The sequence below is a fragment of the Micromonospora sp. NPDC050397 genome, assembly GCF_044901685.1.
GTDB lineage: Bacteria > Actinomycetota > Actinomycetes > Mycobacteriales > Micromonosporaceae > Micromonospora_G.
Window position 1 is genome coordinate 139,179 of the sequence record NZ_JBJDPS010000004.1, and the last position, 14,403, is coordinate 153,581.

Below are 14,403 nucleotides of genomic sequence, written 5' to 3' on the forward strand. Positions count from 1 at the left end.
ACAGTGGAGAAGACTGTGCACTCGTACCCCCTGCACCCCGACTGCCCCGACCTGCGGCGTCTCGCACCGAACCGGACCGAGGCGGTGCTGCGCGCGGAGCACGCCGCGGTGCTGGCCGAGAACGCCGCCGTACGCGATGACTTCCTCAACCTCTCCGAGGTGGAGGAGGCCCAGCAGGACGGTCGCGGCGTCACCCGCCGTACCTTCGTCGCCGGGGCCGCGGCCACGGTGACCGCGCTCGCCACCACCCAGTTCGTCTCCACCCAGGCGTCCTTCGCCGCCACCCCCGGCGGCACGCTGATCCACGTCTTCCTCTACGGCGGACTGGACGGACTGAGCCTGGTCGCGCCGGACAACGACCCGGCGCTCGCCAAGGCCCGGCCCGACCTGCTGCTCGGCACCGACTCGATCGCACTCGACCGGGGCTTCAAGCTGACCAGCGCTTTTTCCCCGTTGCAGAAGTTCCTGGATGCCGGCCAGCTCGGCTTCGTCCCGGCCGCATCCGACCCCCGGGTGTCGCGCAGCCACTTCCAGGCCGCCGACGCCTGCAACCTCGGCGGGCTGCCGAACGAGACCGGTGGCCGGGGCTGGCTGGACACCCTGGTCGACGCGCTCGGACCGGGCACCGCGTTCCGCAGCGTCGGGGTCGGCAGCACGCTGCCCCGGTCGCTGGTCGGCAACAACGGCGCGCTGTCGCTGAACAGCGTCGGCTCGCTCGGCTTCAACGGCGACGGCAAGTACAAGGACGCCACCGCCAAGGCCATCCAGGGGCTGTTCACCGGCATCCACCACCCGGTGGAGGAGTCGGTCATCGCCGGCCTGGGCGCGTTGCAGACCGCGCAGCAACTCGCCGCGAAGCCGTACCAGCCGGCGGCGGGGGTCGAGTACACCGGGATCGGCAACTCGTTCCGTACCCTGGCCCAGCTCATCAAGGGTGGCGCCAACGTACGGGTGGCCACCGTCGGCATGGGCGGCTACGACACCCACGAGAACCAGGGCACGGCCAAGGGCGGCCAGTTGTACAACCGGCTCAACGAGCTGGCCGGCGGCATGGCGGCGTTCTTCAACGACCTCGGACCGACCCTCGCCGCGAACGTCACCGTCATGGTGAGCAGCGAGTTCGGTCGCCGGGTCGCCTCCAACAACAACGGCACCGACCACGGCCACGGCGGCGTCGTCACCCTGCTCTCGGGCAAGAAGCTCGCCGGCTCGCTGCTCGGCACCTGGAACGGGCTGGAGCAGTTGGACAGCGGCGACGTGCCCGAGTACAACAACATGTTCAACGTGTACGGGTCGGTGGCCCAGGGCCGATTCGGCCTGACCGATGCCGAGGTGAAGAAGATGTTCCCGCGTCAGGCCATCACCCCGGTGAAGCTGTACGCGTGACGACCTGGTCGACCGAGACTGGCCACCGTTCCGGGAGCGATTCCCGGGACGGTGGCCAGCAGGCTTCCGCCTACGAGCGGCGTTACCGGACCGACGGCTATCCCGACGACCTCTACCGGCGCCCGGAGAGCCGGACCGACGACCTCTACCGCCGTCCCCGCCGCACCGAGCAGGGCCACCCCGGCGAGGAGCGTCACCGGAGCGACGGCCGGGAGGAGCGGCGGGACTGGAGCGACGGCCGGGAGGAGCGGCGGGGCTGGAGCGACGGGCGGGACGAGCGGCGGGGCCGGACCGGTTCGGTCACCCGGCCGCGCCCCGAGGCCGCCGCCGTGCCGACCGTCCTGCCGACGACCGACCTGCCGCGCCGACGCGGGCCGGTGGGGCGCTGGCTGGTGGTGCTGCTGCTCTGGGTGGGGCTGCTGGCCTCGGTGGTGCCGTGGTGGCTGGAGACCGAGGCCGGCTCGGTGAACAGCCAGTTCGCGATCCTCAACGCCGCCGGCCGGATCGGCGGCCTGGTCGCCGGTTACCTGCTGCTGGTCCAGGTGCTGCTGATGAGCCGGCTGCGGCTGCTGGAGCGGTGGATCGGCACCGAGCAGCTCAGCCGCTGGCACCGCGACATCGGGGCCATCCTGTTTGTCGCGGTGGTGGCGCACGTGGGGTTGATCCTCGCCGGCTACGCCGCGATGGAGCACAAGTCCGTGCTCGCCGAGGCGACCACACTGCTGCGCGACTACGAGGACATGCTCGGCGCGTTCGCCGCCGCCACGATCGTCGTGGTGCTCGGCTTCACCGGCATCCGGTTCGTCCGCAACGCGCTGCCGTACGAGTTCTGGTACTACCTGCACCTGAGCAGTTACGCGGTGCTGCTGCTCGGCTTCGGCCACCAGTTCACGTACGGTCAGCAGCTCTTCCGGCCCGGTCCGGTGCGGACCGGTTGGATCGCCATGTACGTCCTGGTGGTGGCCGCCGTGCTCTGGGGCCGGGTGCTGGTGCCGCTGGCGACGAACCTGCGCTACCGGCTCCGGGTGGCCGACGTGGTGGCCGAGGGGCCGGACACCATCTCGATCTACCTGACCGGCCGGAAGCTGGACCGGATGCCGGTGCTCGCCGGACAGTTCTTCCGCTGGCGTTTCCTCTCCGCCGGGCGGTGGTGGCAGTCGCACCCGTTCTCGCTCTCGGCCGCGCGTAACGGCCGCTGGCTGCGGCTGACCGTCAAGGTGGTCGGCACGCACACCGCCGAGCTGCGCCGGTTGCGTCCCGGCACCCGGGTCTGGGCCGCCGGCCCCGCCGGTACGTTCACCGCCGCGCACCGGGTCGCCGAGCGGGCGTTGCTGATCGCCGGGGGGAGCGGGATCGCGCCGATCCGGGCCCTGCTGGAGGAGTTGCCGCCCGGTGCGGCGCTGATCTACCGGGCCAGCACCCCGGACGACCTGCTGCTCCGGCGGGAGCTGGACTGGCTGGCCGAGAGCCGGGAGACCGACCTGTGGTACGTGGTCGGTTCCCGCGACGACCCGGGTCCGCGACAGGTGCTCAACCCGCGCGGGCTGCGCCGGCTGGTGCCCGACCTGACCGACCGGGACGTCTACCTCTGTGGACCGTCCGGCCTGGTCCGCGAGTCGGTACGGGCACTGCGCCGGGCCGGGGTGCCGCGCCGGCAGATCCACCTGGCCTCGTTCGAATTCTAGGCGGAGGTTCCCTCGTTGCGTCGCGCCATTCTCGGCATCACCGGCCTCGCCGCCAGCACCACCCTGCTGGTGGTGCTCAAGGGCGGGCCGGCGACCACCGCGACCGCCCAGGACGTACCGGTCGGGACGGCGGGTGCGTCGACCGACCCGGGTGCCGGTGCGCCGCCGGAGCCGACCCCGGACCCGGCGCAGGGCGGTGCGCAGCCGTCCGGCGCGGCCGGCGTGCCGGGCCGCTCCGGTGCCCCCAGCGCCTCCGCGAACAGGTCGAAGGCCCCGAGCGGCAAGCCCAGCGTGAAGCCGCCGGCCGGGGCACCGGGCACCAGCAAGGCGCCGCCGCCGGCCACCGGACCCCGCAAGATCGACGGTTCGGTCACCCCGGCGGCCGACTTCGGCCTGGTCCAGGTGCAGATAACCGTCTCCGGTGGGAAGGTCACCAACGTGACCGCGCTGGAGTTGCCGCGCGAGACGGCCACCTCGGACGGCAACAGCGACCGGGTCGACCGGGCCTACAGCGGGACCGGCGGGGCGGCGGTCGCGGCGGCGAACCAGGGCCGGATGCCGGACACGGTCAGCGGCGCCACCGCGACCAGCAGTGCGTACAAGCGGTCGTTGCAGGCCGCGCTGGACAAGATGTGAGGACCGGTTGAGCAGCGTCGGAACCCGGCCGGGTCTGCGCCGGGTCGAGTTCGTCATGGGTACGGCGATCAGCCTCGACCTCGCCGACGACCTGCCGGGCGCCCGCCTCGACGAACTGGCCGAGCAGGTCTTCGGCTGGCTGCGCGAGGTGGACCGGCGGTTCAGCACCTTCATGTCCGACAGCGAGGTGAGCCGCTTCGACCGGGGCGAGCTGCTGCTCTCGCAGGCGTCGGCCGACCTGCGGGCGACCCTGGAACGCTGCGCCGACCTGTGGGGCGACACCGACGGCTTCTTCGACGCGTACGCCACCGGCCGGTTCGACCCGTCCGGTTACGTCAAGGGCTGGTCCGCGCAGGTCGCCTCGGACCGGCTGCTCGCCGCCGGGGCGCCGAACCACTGCGTGAACGCCGGTGGCGACGTACGGGTGCGGGGCCACTCCAGCGGCGGCGAACCGTGGCGGGTCGGCATCCAGGACCCGTGGGACCCGACCCGGGTCGCGCTGGTGCTGACCGGCACCGACCTGGCGGTCGCCACCTCCGGGGTGTACGAGCGCGGGCACCACGTGATCGACCCGCGCCGGGGTACGCCGGCCAGGGGGCTGCGGTCGGTGACCGTGGTCGGCACCGACCTCGGCACCGCCGACGCGTACGCGACCGCCGCGTTGGCGATGGGGCAGGCCGGAGTCGGCTGGCTCGGTCGGCTCGCCGGTCACGAGTGGGCGGTGGTCACCGACGACCGCCGTACGCCGCGCTCGGACCGCCTGCCGGTCGTGGACTGATCCGAGTGGCGGGTCGGCTCAGCGCACCGGGCGATGGGTGCCGGCCGGTCGGGAGCCCATCGGTCGGGCGCCGCCGGGGCGGGAGCCCTTCGGTCGGGTCCCCGCCCAGCGGCACGGCGGTGCGCCGGTGGCCGGCTCCGCCCCGTCCGGTCCGCCCGGTGGCGGCAGTGTTTCGTCGGTTCGCATCTCTTCCCCCGTTTGCGCGCCGGTCCGGACCGCCGTACGCGGCCCCGACCGTGCCTGTGTCACCTGCGTTAACGAGCTTGGCGACGGCCGGACGCTGGGTGCCGCGTGCCGACTCGCCGGTCACCGGTGGCCTCGTGTCAGTAGCCCCGGCGCGGGGCGGGCAGCCGGCCCGGGAGCAACGCCACCGGGAGCGCCGGGGTGTGCGCCTGGAGGGCGTCGACCAGCAGTTCCTGTACGGCGTACGAGTCGGGAAGTCGCCAGCGGGCCTCCTCCGGCGGCACCACCCAGCGCACGGTCCCCTCGGGGAGCCGGGTCGGCGGGGCGGGGATCCACGATCCGAGACCGTGCCGGACCACGTAGAGGCACTGGTCCAGTTCCGGCCGGAGCGGGTCGCCGGGGCGGACCAGGAACATCCACCGCCCGCCCGGGGTCAGCGCGACCGGTCCGCGTACCCGGTCATGACCGGGAATGATCACTCCGGGATGGGGTCGGCTGGCCTCCAGCACGTGCTGGCCGAGGTAGGCCGGCACCTCCAGCACGTCGAAGCTGTGCCCGGTGGCGAGCAGGACGGCGTGCGGCCGTACCCGCCACCAGGCGGCGACCCGGGCCGGATCGGCGGTGGCCGCACCCTCCCACTCCTCCAGCGCCGGGTGGCAGCCGGTGGTGGGGCAGCCGGCGCGGCCACAGACGAAGCGGTGACGGGCCAGGAACGCGCCGGGCGTGACCTCCCAGCCGTGCATGGCGTAGCGCACCGCCACGCGCCGCAGGCGTACCCGTTCCAGCGACGTCAGACGGGTGATAGGCGGTCGGGTAGTCCCCCACATGGCACGCGGCTCCTTCCGGGATCGATCAGTACGAGATCGATGGCGTCGCGCCGTCACCGGCGCCGGGTGGATTCGTTGCTCCTGGCATAAAGCCACTTGCAACTTGCATCGAAAAGTACGAGCACTGCCCCCGTACCTGACGCACACGCTGTGCGACCGCCACATAACCGAACAAATCGCACAGATGCTCCACGGGCCGCCGCTGCCCGGGTCCGGCCCCGCCGGACCGTGCCACACCTGAACAGCGAGTTGAACCACTACCCGTTACGAGCTCGACCGGCCCGGAACCGCCGGCATGGCAAAAAGGGGAGGAACGGACGTGGACGAGCTGCCCATCGGGCGCCGCGTCGCCTATTGGCGCGGTCGGCGAAAGCTCTCCCAGCAGGTCTTCGCCGACCGGCTCGGCAAGTCGAAGAGCTGGGTCGACAAGGTCGAGCGGGGCGTACGCCGGCTCGACAAGTTCTCCGTGCTCTACGAGATCGCGGACGTGCTCACGATCGACGTACAACTGCTGCTCGGCAAGGACCCGGAACGACGTACCGATGCGCTCAACTGCATCGACGAGGTCGAGGTGGAGGAGATCCGGGCCGCGCTGGAGCGGTACGTCTCGATGAGCAAGTACTTCCACGCCCAGGTGGTCCCGCCGCCGTTGCCCGAGTTCCGCAAAGCGGTCGGCCACGCCTGGCTGACCTACCAGTACGCGCGCTACGGGGTGTTGACCCGGGCGCTGCCGAAGCTGCTGCGTGACGCCCAGGCGGCGGACGCCTACTACAGCGGGGACGACGGACAACTCGCCGCCAGCCTGCTCGGGCAGGTCTACCAGATCGCCTCGTCGGCCCTGCGCAAGCTGGGCGAGCACGAACTGGCCTGGCTCGCCGCCGACCGTTCGATGGCGGTCGCGGTCCGCGCCGACGACCAGTTGCTGGCCGGGGTGGCCACCTACCGGGTCGGCAACGCCCTGCTCGCGCTCGGACGGGCCCGCTCCGCGCTGGAGGTGAACGTCAACATCGCCAACCGGCTCGCCCCCGGCGGCACCAACGGCGCCGACCCGGACCGGCTCTCGGTCTACGGAATGCTGCTGCTCCAGGGCGCCATGGCCGCCGCCCGGCTGGGCGACAGCGCCACCGTGAAGGACCTGATCCGGGGCGCGGAGGAGGCGGCGAACGCGCTCGGCTCGGACCAGAACCACTACTGGACCAGCTTCGGCCCGACCAACCTGGAGCTGCACCGGGCGGCGGCGGCGGTCGAGTTGGGCGAGGGCCGGCAGGCGGTCGAGACCCACGAGCAGCGGATCGACAAGCGGCGGTTCGCCGCCCTGCTGCCCGAGCGGCGGGCCCACCACCTGCTCGACATCGCCCGTGGCTTCGCCCAGATCGGGGACGTGCACAGCGCGGGCGAGATGCTGGTCGACGGTGACCGGCTGGCCCCCTCGGAGATCCGGTGCCGACCGATCGCACACGAGGTGATGTCCGACATCCTCCGTCGCACAAGGGGTGCGCCGCCCGCGCCGATTGCGGAGTTGGCTGAGCACATGGGAGTTGGCATATGACCGGGTCGACGGCCGGATGACCGGCCGCACCCGACAACGAGTCCTGTACGTGATCACCTGTGGCTCGCCGCTGGCCCGGTACGTCGACCGGCTGGTCGCGCTGGCCCAGTCCGACGACTGGACGGTCTGCGTGGTCAGTACGCCGGACGGGCGGAAGTTCGTCGACGTCACGGCCCTCGAGCAGCAGACCGGATATCCGGTGCGTACGGCGTACAAACAGCCCGATGATCCGGACGTCCTGCCCCCGGCGGACGCCATGATCGTCGCACCGGCCACCGTCAACACGGTCAACAAGTGGGCGGTCGGGATCACCGACAGCCTGGCCCTCGGGCTGCTGGTCGAGGCGCAGGGGCTGGACCTGCCGATCGTGGCGATGCCGTTCACCAACGCGGCCATGGCCCGGCACCCGGCCTTCCAGTCCAGCCTCGCCCGCCTGCGGACCTGGGACATCACGGTGCTCTTCGGCGACGAGGTGCTGCCGCCGTTCCCACCCGGCAGCGGCGCCCGCTACCTGGACCAGTACCCGTGGCACCTGGGGCTCGACGCCCTGCGGACCAGATGCGCGGTCAACGGCCGACCCGGCTGACCGCGCCCGTCGGGCGGCCGACCGCGCCGGCCGGGCTGTCGGAGCCCGCGGCGCGGTCGGCGGGCTTGCGCCGGCTGTCGGAGCCGGCGGCGCGGTCGACGGGCTTGCGCCGGTAAGCTGGGCCGTCGTGGGCATAACTGGATCCGAGACGCCGAGTGTGGCCGAGGTGGTGGCCGCGCTGGACCGTCGCTACCCGCCGTCCTGGGCCGAGTCCTGGGACCGGGTCGGACTGGTGCTCGGTGACCCGGCGCTGCCGGTGCGCCGGGTCGCCTGCGTGGTCGACACCGTGCCGGAGACCGTCGCCGAGGCGTTGGCCGAGGGGGCGGACCTGATCGTCGCGCACCACCCGCTGCTGCTGCGCGGGGTGTCGTCGGTCGCGCCGACCACGTACAAGGGTCGGATCGTGCACCAGTTGATCAAGAATGACGTCGCCCTCTACGTGGCGCACACCAACGCCGACGTGGCCCAGCCGGGCGTCTCCGACGCGCTGGCGGCCCGGCTCGGCCTGGTCGATCTGCGCCCGTTGCGCCCGGCCGCGCCCGGCAGCCCGGCGGCGGGGCAGGGCCGGGGGATCGGTCGGGTCGGCCGGCTCACCCGGCCGATGACCCTGACCGAGCTGACCCGGCACGCCGCCGCCGTGCTGCCCGCCACCGCCTGGGGCGTACGCGCCGCCGGTGACCCGGAGCGGGTGATCCAGACCGTGGCGGTCAGCGGCGGTGCCGGCGACGGTTACCTCGACGACGCGCGGGCCGCCGGGGTGGACGCCTTCCTCACCGCGGACCTGCGGCACCACCCGGCGAGCGAATACCTGGCCGACGGCGGCCCGGCCCTGCTGGACGCCGCCCACTGGGCCACCGAGCGGCCCTGGTTGGACGAGCTCGCCGCCCACCTGCGGGATCACCTGCGCCTCGACGCGTACGTGTCCGACCTGGACACCGACCCGTGGACGGTCCAGGCCGGATCGCCGTCGACCGTCACCCCCGTACCCCAGCCTGTGGCCGCCACGTCTGACGGGCATGCCGCATCCCCCGTGGACAAGGAGCACCGCCTGTGAAGGCAGACCCGAAAGCCCAGCGTCGCCTGCTGGACCTGCAAGCGATCGACACCACGTTGGCACAGCTCGCGCACCGGCGTCGGACCCTGCCGGAGATCGCCGAGCTGGAGGCGCAGGCCCGGCAGCTCTCCGCCCTGGAGGACGAACGGGTGCGCGCCCAGGTCGCGGTCGACGACCTCGACCGGGACATCGCCCGGATGGAGAAGGACGTCGACCAGGTCCGGGCCCGCAAGGACCGGGACCAGGCGCGGCTGACCCTCGGCTCCGGCCCGGCCCGCGAGTTGGAGGCGCTGCAACACGAACTCGCCTCGCTCAACCGGCGGCAGAGCGAGCTGGAGGACGCCGAACTGGAGCTGATGGAGCAGCGCGAGGCGGCGCAGAGCGTGCTCGACGGTGTCCAGGGGCGGCTGACCACGACCCGGGAGACCCGGGCGGCGACCGAGGAGCGGCGTGCCCAGGCGCTGGCCGAGATCGCCAAGGAGGAGGAGTTCAAGGCGGGTGCCCGCCAGCCCCTCGCGGCGGACCTGCCGGCGGACCTGGTCTCCCTCTACGACAAGATCCGCGACGTCTCCGGCGGGCTCGGCGCGGCGCTGTTCACCGCCGGCCGCTGCGGCGGCTGCCGGCTCGAACTGTACGGCGCCGACCTGGCCCGGATCAGGGCGGCGGCCCCGGACGACGTGGTCCGCTGCGAGGAGTGTCGACGGATCATGGTGCGGACCTCCGAGTCGGGGTTGTGACGGTGCCCGCCGGTCGCCCCACCCCGGAGCGGAACACGGACGGAGTGGCCCGGTGAGCGGCCGGTTGCGGGTCGTGATGGAGGCCGACGGCGGGGCGCGGGGCAATCCCGGCCCGGCCGGGTTCGGCGCGGTGGTCCGGGACACCGACTCCGGCGAGGTCCTGGCCGAGCGCTCCGAGTCGATCGGGGTCGCCACCAACAACGTCGCCGAGTACCGGGGGCTGATCGCCGGCCTGGAGGCCGCGGTCGAGCTGGGGGCCGCCGAGATCGACGTACGGATGGACTCCAAGCTCGTCATCGAGCAGATGTCCGGCCGTTGGCAGATCAAGAACCACGGCCTGCGCCCGTTGGCGGCACAGGCCGCCGGGCTGGTCCGCAAGTTCGACGCGGTGCGCTACCAGTGGATCCCGCGCGAGCAGAACCGGCACGCCGACGCGCTGGCGAACGCGGCGATGGACCTGGCCGCCGGCAGGCCGGCGGTGGTCGAGGCGGGCGCGGCGGCCGGGTCGGAGCCGTCCACCCGGGCCCGTGCCCAGGAGGTGGCCGCGCAGGGCTCGACCACCCGTACCGCCTGGGAGCCGAGGCCGGCGTCGACCGCCACCCGGCTGCTGCTGGTCCGGCACGGCGAGACCGAGCGGACCGCGCAGCGGCGCTACTCGGGTCGCGGCGACGTGCCGCTCTCCGAGCGGGGCCTGGCCCAGGCCCGCGCGACGGCCGCCCGGGTGGCCCGGCTGGCACCCTCGGCGGCGGCCGTGGTCAGCTCACCGCTGTCCCGTTGTACGGCGACCGCCGAGATCATCAGCGGCCAGCTCGCCGGCAAGCCGGTGACGGTCGACCAGGACCTGATCGAGTGCGACTTCGGCGCCTGGGAGGGACAGACCTTCGCCGAGGTGCAGGCGCGCTGGCCGGGCGAGATGAACGCCTGGCTCGCCTCGCCGAGCGTCGCGCCGCCCGGTGGGGAGTCGTTCCGGGCGGTCACCACCCGGGTGCGGCGCGCGGTGGCGGCGCTGCTGGCCGCGTACCCGGGGGAGACCGTGGTGGTGGTCTCGCACGTCTCGCCGCTGAAGATCCTGCTCCGGGACGCACTCGCGGCCGGGGACGCGTTCCTGCACCGGCTCTACCTCGAACCGGCGGGGCTGTCCACGGTGGACTTCTGGCCGGACGGCGGGGTAGCGGTCCGGACCGTCAACGACACCGCGCACCTGGCCGACCTCTGACCCCTCGCCGCCCGGTCGGGCCGCCGGTCAGCGCGCGACCGGACGGGCGGTGAGGAAGTCGAGCAGCAACCGGGTGAAGCCGGGTGCGTCGTCGACCCAGGGGAAGTGTCCGGCCCGTTCCTGCACCACCAGGTCGGCCCGGCGGAAGAGGTCGGCCAGCAGCCGGGCGGCCGGCGGGGCGGGCATCGGGTCCAGCGCACCGGCCAGCACCAGCACCGGTACGTCGAGCGCGGCGAGCCCGGCGCGGACCGCCTCGCTGTCCGGCTCGAAGCCGGCGTAGAAGCCCTCGGAGGCGGGGTGAGCGCGTTCCCAGGCGTCGGTGTCGTTGTGGGCGCGGGCGCGCTCGTCCCAGCGGCCGTAGTGCAACGGCGCGGCGGCGCGCCGGAGCGGGGCGGTCTCGGTCAGGGTCGCACCGCCCGCCATCGCCTCCGTCAGAGCGTTCCAGGCCGCCCGTGCTTCCCGGTACCACCACTCGTCGGCGCGGGCGTCGAGCGCGTCGACCAGGCCGGCGAGTTCGGTCCGGGTCGCCCAGAGCGCCGGGGTGATCAGCAGTAGCTGGTCCAGCCGGTCGGGGAAGCGGGCCGCGTAGAGCTGGGCCAGGTCGCCGCCGGCCGAGTGGCCGAGCAGGCTCATCCGGTCCAGCCCGAGGTGCGTACGGAGCGCCTCGACGTCGTCGACCAGTCGGTCGGCGCGGTAGCTCCCGGGGTCGGCCGGCACCTCGGACTCACCGGTGCCCCGGTGATCCAACATGATCAGTGTCCGGTACGCCGAGAGCCCGCCCAGATCGTCCAGATAGGACGATGCGCGTCCGGGGCCACCTGGCAGGCAGACCAGGGGCGGCCCGGCTCCGTGCACGTGGTAGGCCAACCCGGTCGCGTCGTACGAGGGAAACCTCGGCACCGGACCAGCATGCCAGAGAGAATGCTTGACCGCAGCAAGCGCTGCCCACATCATCGATCTGCAAGGTTTCCTTACAGATCGCAGGTCCCTCAGGAGTGTGGATGAACAACCGTCTCGTCCGTCGACTCGGTGTCCTGATCGCCACCGCGTCCGTACTGTTCACCGTTGCTCCGCCGACCGCCGCCAGTGCTTCCGGCGGGCGGGAGCGGGGAACGGACGGCTACTACAAGGTCGGCTACTTCACCCAGTGGGGCATCTACGGCCGGGGCTTCCCGGTCAAGAAGCTCGACACCTCCGGCGCCGCCGCCCGACTCACCCACATCAACTACGCCTTCGGCAACGTGAGCGAGGACGGCAAGTGCTTCATCGACGGCGGACCCGGCGAGGGTGACCCCTGGGCCGACTACCAGCGGCCGGTTCCCGCCGAGGAGAGTGTGGACGGGGTCGCCGACGCACCGGGACAGGCGCTCAACGGCAACTTCAACCAGCTCGCCAAGCTCAAGGCGAAGCACCGCGACCTGCGGGTGCTGATCTCGCTCGGCGGCTGGAGCTGGTCGACGTACTTCTCCAACGCCGCCGCCACCGACGCCTCGCGCAAGGCGTTTGTCGCCTCCTGCATCGACCTCTACCTCAAGGGCAACCTGCCGGGCACCGCCCCCGGCACCGGGGCCGGCGTCTTCGACGGCATCGACCTGGACTGGGAGTGGCCGGGCTCGCCCGGTGAGCCGGGCAACGTGATCCGCCCGGAGGACAAGCAGAACTTCACCAAGCTGCTCGCCGAGTTCCGCAAGCAGCTCGACGCGTACGGCAAGAAGACGCGTGAGCACTATGAGCTGACCGCGTTCCTGCCGGCCGCCCCGGCGACCATCGACGCCGGTTTCGAGGGCAACAAGATCTTCAAGTACCTGGACTTCGCCACCGTACAGGGCTACGACTTCCACGGCGGCTGGGACGCGCGGGCCAACCAGCAGTCCGCGCTGCGGGTGCCGGCCGGTGCCCCGGACAACCCCGACTTCTCCGTCGAGGTGGCGATCGACACCTGGCTCGACCGGGGTGCGCCGGCCCGCAAGCTGGTGCTCGGCGTCCCGTACTACGGTCGGGGCTGGACCGGGATCACCAGCGGCGGCAACGGCCTCTTCGGACCCGCCACCGGCCCGGCGCCGGCCACCTTCGAGGCCGGCTCCGAGGACTACAAGGTGCTGAAGAACCTGGTCGGCAACGGCTACACGCTCCACCGCGACCTGCGGGCCGGGCACGCCTGGCTGTTCGACGGCACCACCCTCTGGACGTACGACGACCCGGCGGTGCTGTTGCAGAAGGCGCTCTACATCCGCAAGGAGGGACTGGGCGGGGCGATGGTCTGGTCGCTCGACGGTGATGACGACAACGCGTCACTGACCAAGGCCCTCTCGATCGGCCTCTGGACCTTCTAGCCCGTCGCTCTGGCCCATCGCCGGGCCGGACCCTCCGGACCGCCCGGCACGACACCGACAACGACCGCACGGCCCGACCCGGCCGCGCGGTCGTTGTCGTCGTTGTCGTCGCGGTCGCCGTTGCCGTTGTCGTTGTCGTGGCCGTCGCGGTCGTCGCCGTCGCCGTCGCCCTGGCCGTTGCCGTTGCCGTTGCTGTTGCTGTTGCTGTTGCCGTTGCCGTGGACCCTCACCTCGGTCGGGCGTGCCAGAATTCAGGCGGTCGCCACCGTGCCGAGGGGAGGGGTGAGTCCGTGATCCCCGCACCACCACCCGGTCAGGCGGCCGGGACACCCCTCTGGCAGATCGTGGTAGCGGTTCTCGGAGCGGTGGCCACTCTGATCACGGCTGTTGTCGGTGGGCTCACTCTCTTCTACCAGGTCAGGCAGGCCGAGCCGGCGCGGTCGGCGCAGACCGCGGGGCCGTCCGGCGGACCGTCCCTTGAGCCGCCCAACGGGCCGTCCGGCGGACCAGGGTGGGTCACCCCCTCGGCGGAACTCCCGGTCCGACCCGCCTACGCCCCGGTGTGGAGCGACACCCTGCTGTTCGACAACAACGGCATCGACTTCGACGTCACCCCGCCGTCAAACGATCGTGCCGGACCGGAGATCGACATCTACGACGGGTCGAGCAACCAACTGGTCACCTTCGGGGCGAGCAGCAAGAACGTGGCCAGGTGGTCCGGCGCCAGTGACCCGACGCCGGCCGACTGTGCCGATCTCCTCGCTCGGTACGCGGTGCGCGTCGCGACATTCGACGAGAACAGCAGCTTCTGCGTCCGTACGGGGAATGGTCGGGTCGTCCTGGTCAAGTTCCTGCGACCCAGGGACGGCGCGTGGGAGATCCACGCGACCGTGTGGAACGTACACGACTGAGCGTGACGGACGTTCACGTCCCGGCGCTGTCCCGGTTCGGGTGTGGATAGCGGGTGGGCTGCGGGAAAGCGCTTCCGCTGGCCGTTCGGCCCGGTGTGCTCGCCGTTCGGCGCAGCGCGCTCGCCGTTCGGCGCACCACTCCTGTTTCCGGACCGTGACCGCAGTCACAGTCCCGATAACCTCCGCCCGCGTACGAGATCACGACGCTGGCGGAGGTGTGCGATGAGCGAACCAGAATCGGCCAATCCCGGTACGGCGGACCCACCGGATCCGGCCGGCACCGGCACCGCCGACGCCTCCGTCCCGACGGCCGTCGTGGAGTCGAGGGCGGGTGACCGCAGCCCGTGGAACTGGCTGCTCTTCGTCCCTATCGTGGTGCCGCTGGTCACCCTGCTGTTCAACCAGGACACGCCGAGGCTCTTCGGCTTCCCGGTCTTCTACTGGCTACAACTTGCCTTCGTCCTGCTCGGGGTCGCCAGCACCACGCTGGTCTACCAGATGACGAAGCGGCGGGGGTGAACC

At 72.3% G+C, this 14,403-nt stretch carries 15 protein-coding genes; 12 read left to right on the top strand and 3 right to left on the bottom strand.

Features of this window, described 5'->3' with window-relative positions:
• The first annotated feature begins 15 nt into the window (after positions 1–15).
• Genes ACI2K4_RS16365 through ACI2K4_RS16380 form a run of 4 tightly spaced genes read left to right on the top strand, consistent with a single transcriptional unit; the run spans position 16 to position 4,485 of the window.
• A complete protein-coding gene (locus tag ACI2K4_RS16365; RefSeq protein WP_404512097.1) occupies positions 16–1,386 on the top strand; it encodes a DUF1501 domain-containing protein in 1,371 nt (456 codons plus the stop codon).
• Positions 1,383–3,071 carry a ferric reductase-like transmembrane domain-containing protein gene (locus ACI2K4_RS16370; protein ID WP_404512099.1) on the top strand — a complete coding sequence of 563 codons (1,689 nt, stop codon included), beginning with the start codon at positions 1,383–1,385 and terminating at the stop codon, positions 3,069–3,071. The genes ACI2K4_RS16365 and ACI2K4_RS16370 overlap by 4 nt, the downstream gene beginning before the upstream one ends.
• Before the next feature lie 15 nt (positions 3,072–3,086).
• A complete protein-coding gene (locus ACI2K4_RS16375) occupies positions 3,087–3,707 on the top strand; it encodes an FMN-binding protein (RefSeq protein ID WP_404512101.1) in 621 nt (206 codons plus the stop codon).
• Between the two features lie 55 nt (positions 3,708–3,762).
• On the top strand, positions 3,763–4,485 hold the full coding sequence (locus ACI2K4_RS16380; RefSeq protein ID WP_404512951.1) for an FAD:protein FMN transferase: 723 nt from the start codon (positions 3,763–3,765) through the stop codon (positions 4,483–4,485).
• A 323-nt stretch (positions 4,486–4,808) separates the two neighbouring features.
• Here the strand turns inward: ACI2K4_RS16380 and ACI2K4_RS16385 are convergent, their stop codons facing one another.
• A complete protein-coding gene (locus ACI2K4_RS16385; protein WP_404512103.1) occupies positions 4,809–5,495 on the bottom strand; it encodes a bifunctional DNA primase/polymerase in 687 nt (228 codons plus the stop codon).
• A 319-nt stretch (positions 5,496–5,814) separates the two neighbouring features.
• On the opposite strand from ACI2K4_RS16385, the gene ACI2K4_RS16390 reads away from it, so the two are divergent.
• The 5 genes from ACI2K4_RS16390 (at position 5,815) to ACI2K4_RS16410 (ending at position 10,637) form a co-directional block, all read left to right on the top strand.
• A complete protein-coding gene (locus ACI2K4_RS16390; RefSeq protein ID WP_404512105.1) occupies positions 5,815–7,044 on the top strand; it encodes a helix-turn-helix domain-containing protein in 1,230 nt (409 codons plus the stop codon).
• A 16-nt stretch (positions 7,045–7,060) separates the two neighbouring features.
• Positions 7,061–7,630 (top strand): flavoprotein, encoded by a 570-nt coding sequence (locus tag ACI2K4_RS16395; RefSeq protein ID WP_404512952.1) that lies wholly within the window; start codon positions 7,061–7,063, stop codon positions 7,628–7,630.
• A 166-nt stretch (positions 7,631–7,796) separates the two neighbouring features.
• Complete coding sequence (locus tag ACI2K4_RS16400; protein ID WP_404512953.1) at positions 7,797–8,684, top strand: Nif3-like dinuclear metal center hexameric protein; 888 nt, start codon at positions 7,797–7,799, stop codon at positions 8,682–8,684.
• Positions 8,681–9,421, top strand: coding sequence for a zinc ribbon domain-containing protein (locus tag ACI2K4_RS16405; RefSeq protein WP_404512107.1), 741 nt, complete (start codon positions 8,681–8,683; stop codon positions 9,419–9,421). The genes ACI2K4_RS16400 and ACI2K4_RS16405 overlap by 4 nt, the downstream gene beginning before the upstream one ends.
• A gap of 76 nt (positions 9,422–9,497) precedes the next feature.
• Positions 9,498–10,637: a bifunctional RNase H/acid phosphatase gene (locus tag ACI2K4_RS16410; protein WP_404512954.1), complete on the top strand. Its 1,140-nt coding sequence runs from the start codon at positions 9,498–9,500 to the stop codon at positions 10,635–10,637.
• A gap of 27 nt (positions 10,638–10,664) precedes the next feature.
• Here ACI2K4_RS16410 and ACI2K4_RS16415 read toward each other — a convergent pair whose 3' ends face one another.
• Positions 10,665–11,537: an alpha/beta fold hydrolase gene (locus tag ACI2K4_RS16415; RefSeq protein ID WP_404512109.1), complete on the bottom strand. Its 873-nt coding sequence runs from the start codon at positions 11,535–11,537 to the stop codon at positions 10,665–10,667.
• A 101-nt stretch (positions 11,538–11,638) separates the two neighbouring features.
• On the opposite strand from ACI2K4_RS16415, the gene ACI2K4_RS16420 reads away from it, so the two are divergent.
• A complete protein-coding gene (locus ACI2K4_RS16420; protein WP_404512111.1) occupies positions 11,639–12,970 on the top strand; it encodes a glycoside hydrolase family 18 protein in 1,332 nt (443 codons plus the stop codon).
• Here the strand turns inward: ACI2K4_RS16420 and ACI2K4_RS16425 are convergent.
• Entirely contained in the window at positions 12,967–13,200 is a 234-nt protein-coding gene (locus ACI2K4_RS16425; protein WP_404512113.1) for a hypothetical protein, read from the bottom strand. The two genes, ACI2K4_RS16420 and ACI2K4_RS16425, sit on opposite strands and share 4 nt — an antisense overlap.
• Before the next feature lie 60 nt (positions 13,201–13,260).
• Between ACI2K4_RS16425 and ACI2K4_RS16430 the strand changes: the two genes are divergently transcribed.
• A complete protein-coding gene (locus ACI2K4_RS16430; RefSeq protein ID WP_404512115.1) occupies positions 13,261–13,881 on the top strand; it encodes a hypothetical protein in 621 nt (206 codons plus the stop codon).
• A gap of 315 nt (positions 13,882–14,196) precedes the next feature.
• On the top strand, positions 14,197–14,400 hold the full coding sequence (locus ACI2K4_RS16435) for a DUF3311 domain-containing protein (RefSeq protein WP_404512955.1): 204 nt from the start codon (positions 14,197–14,199) through the stop codon (positions 14,398–14,400).
• Positions 14,401–14,403 lie beyond the last annotated feature (3 nt).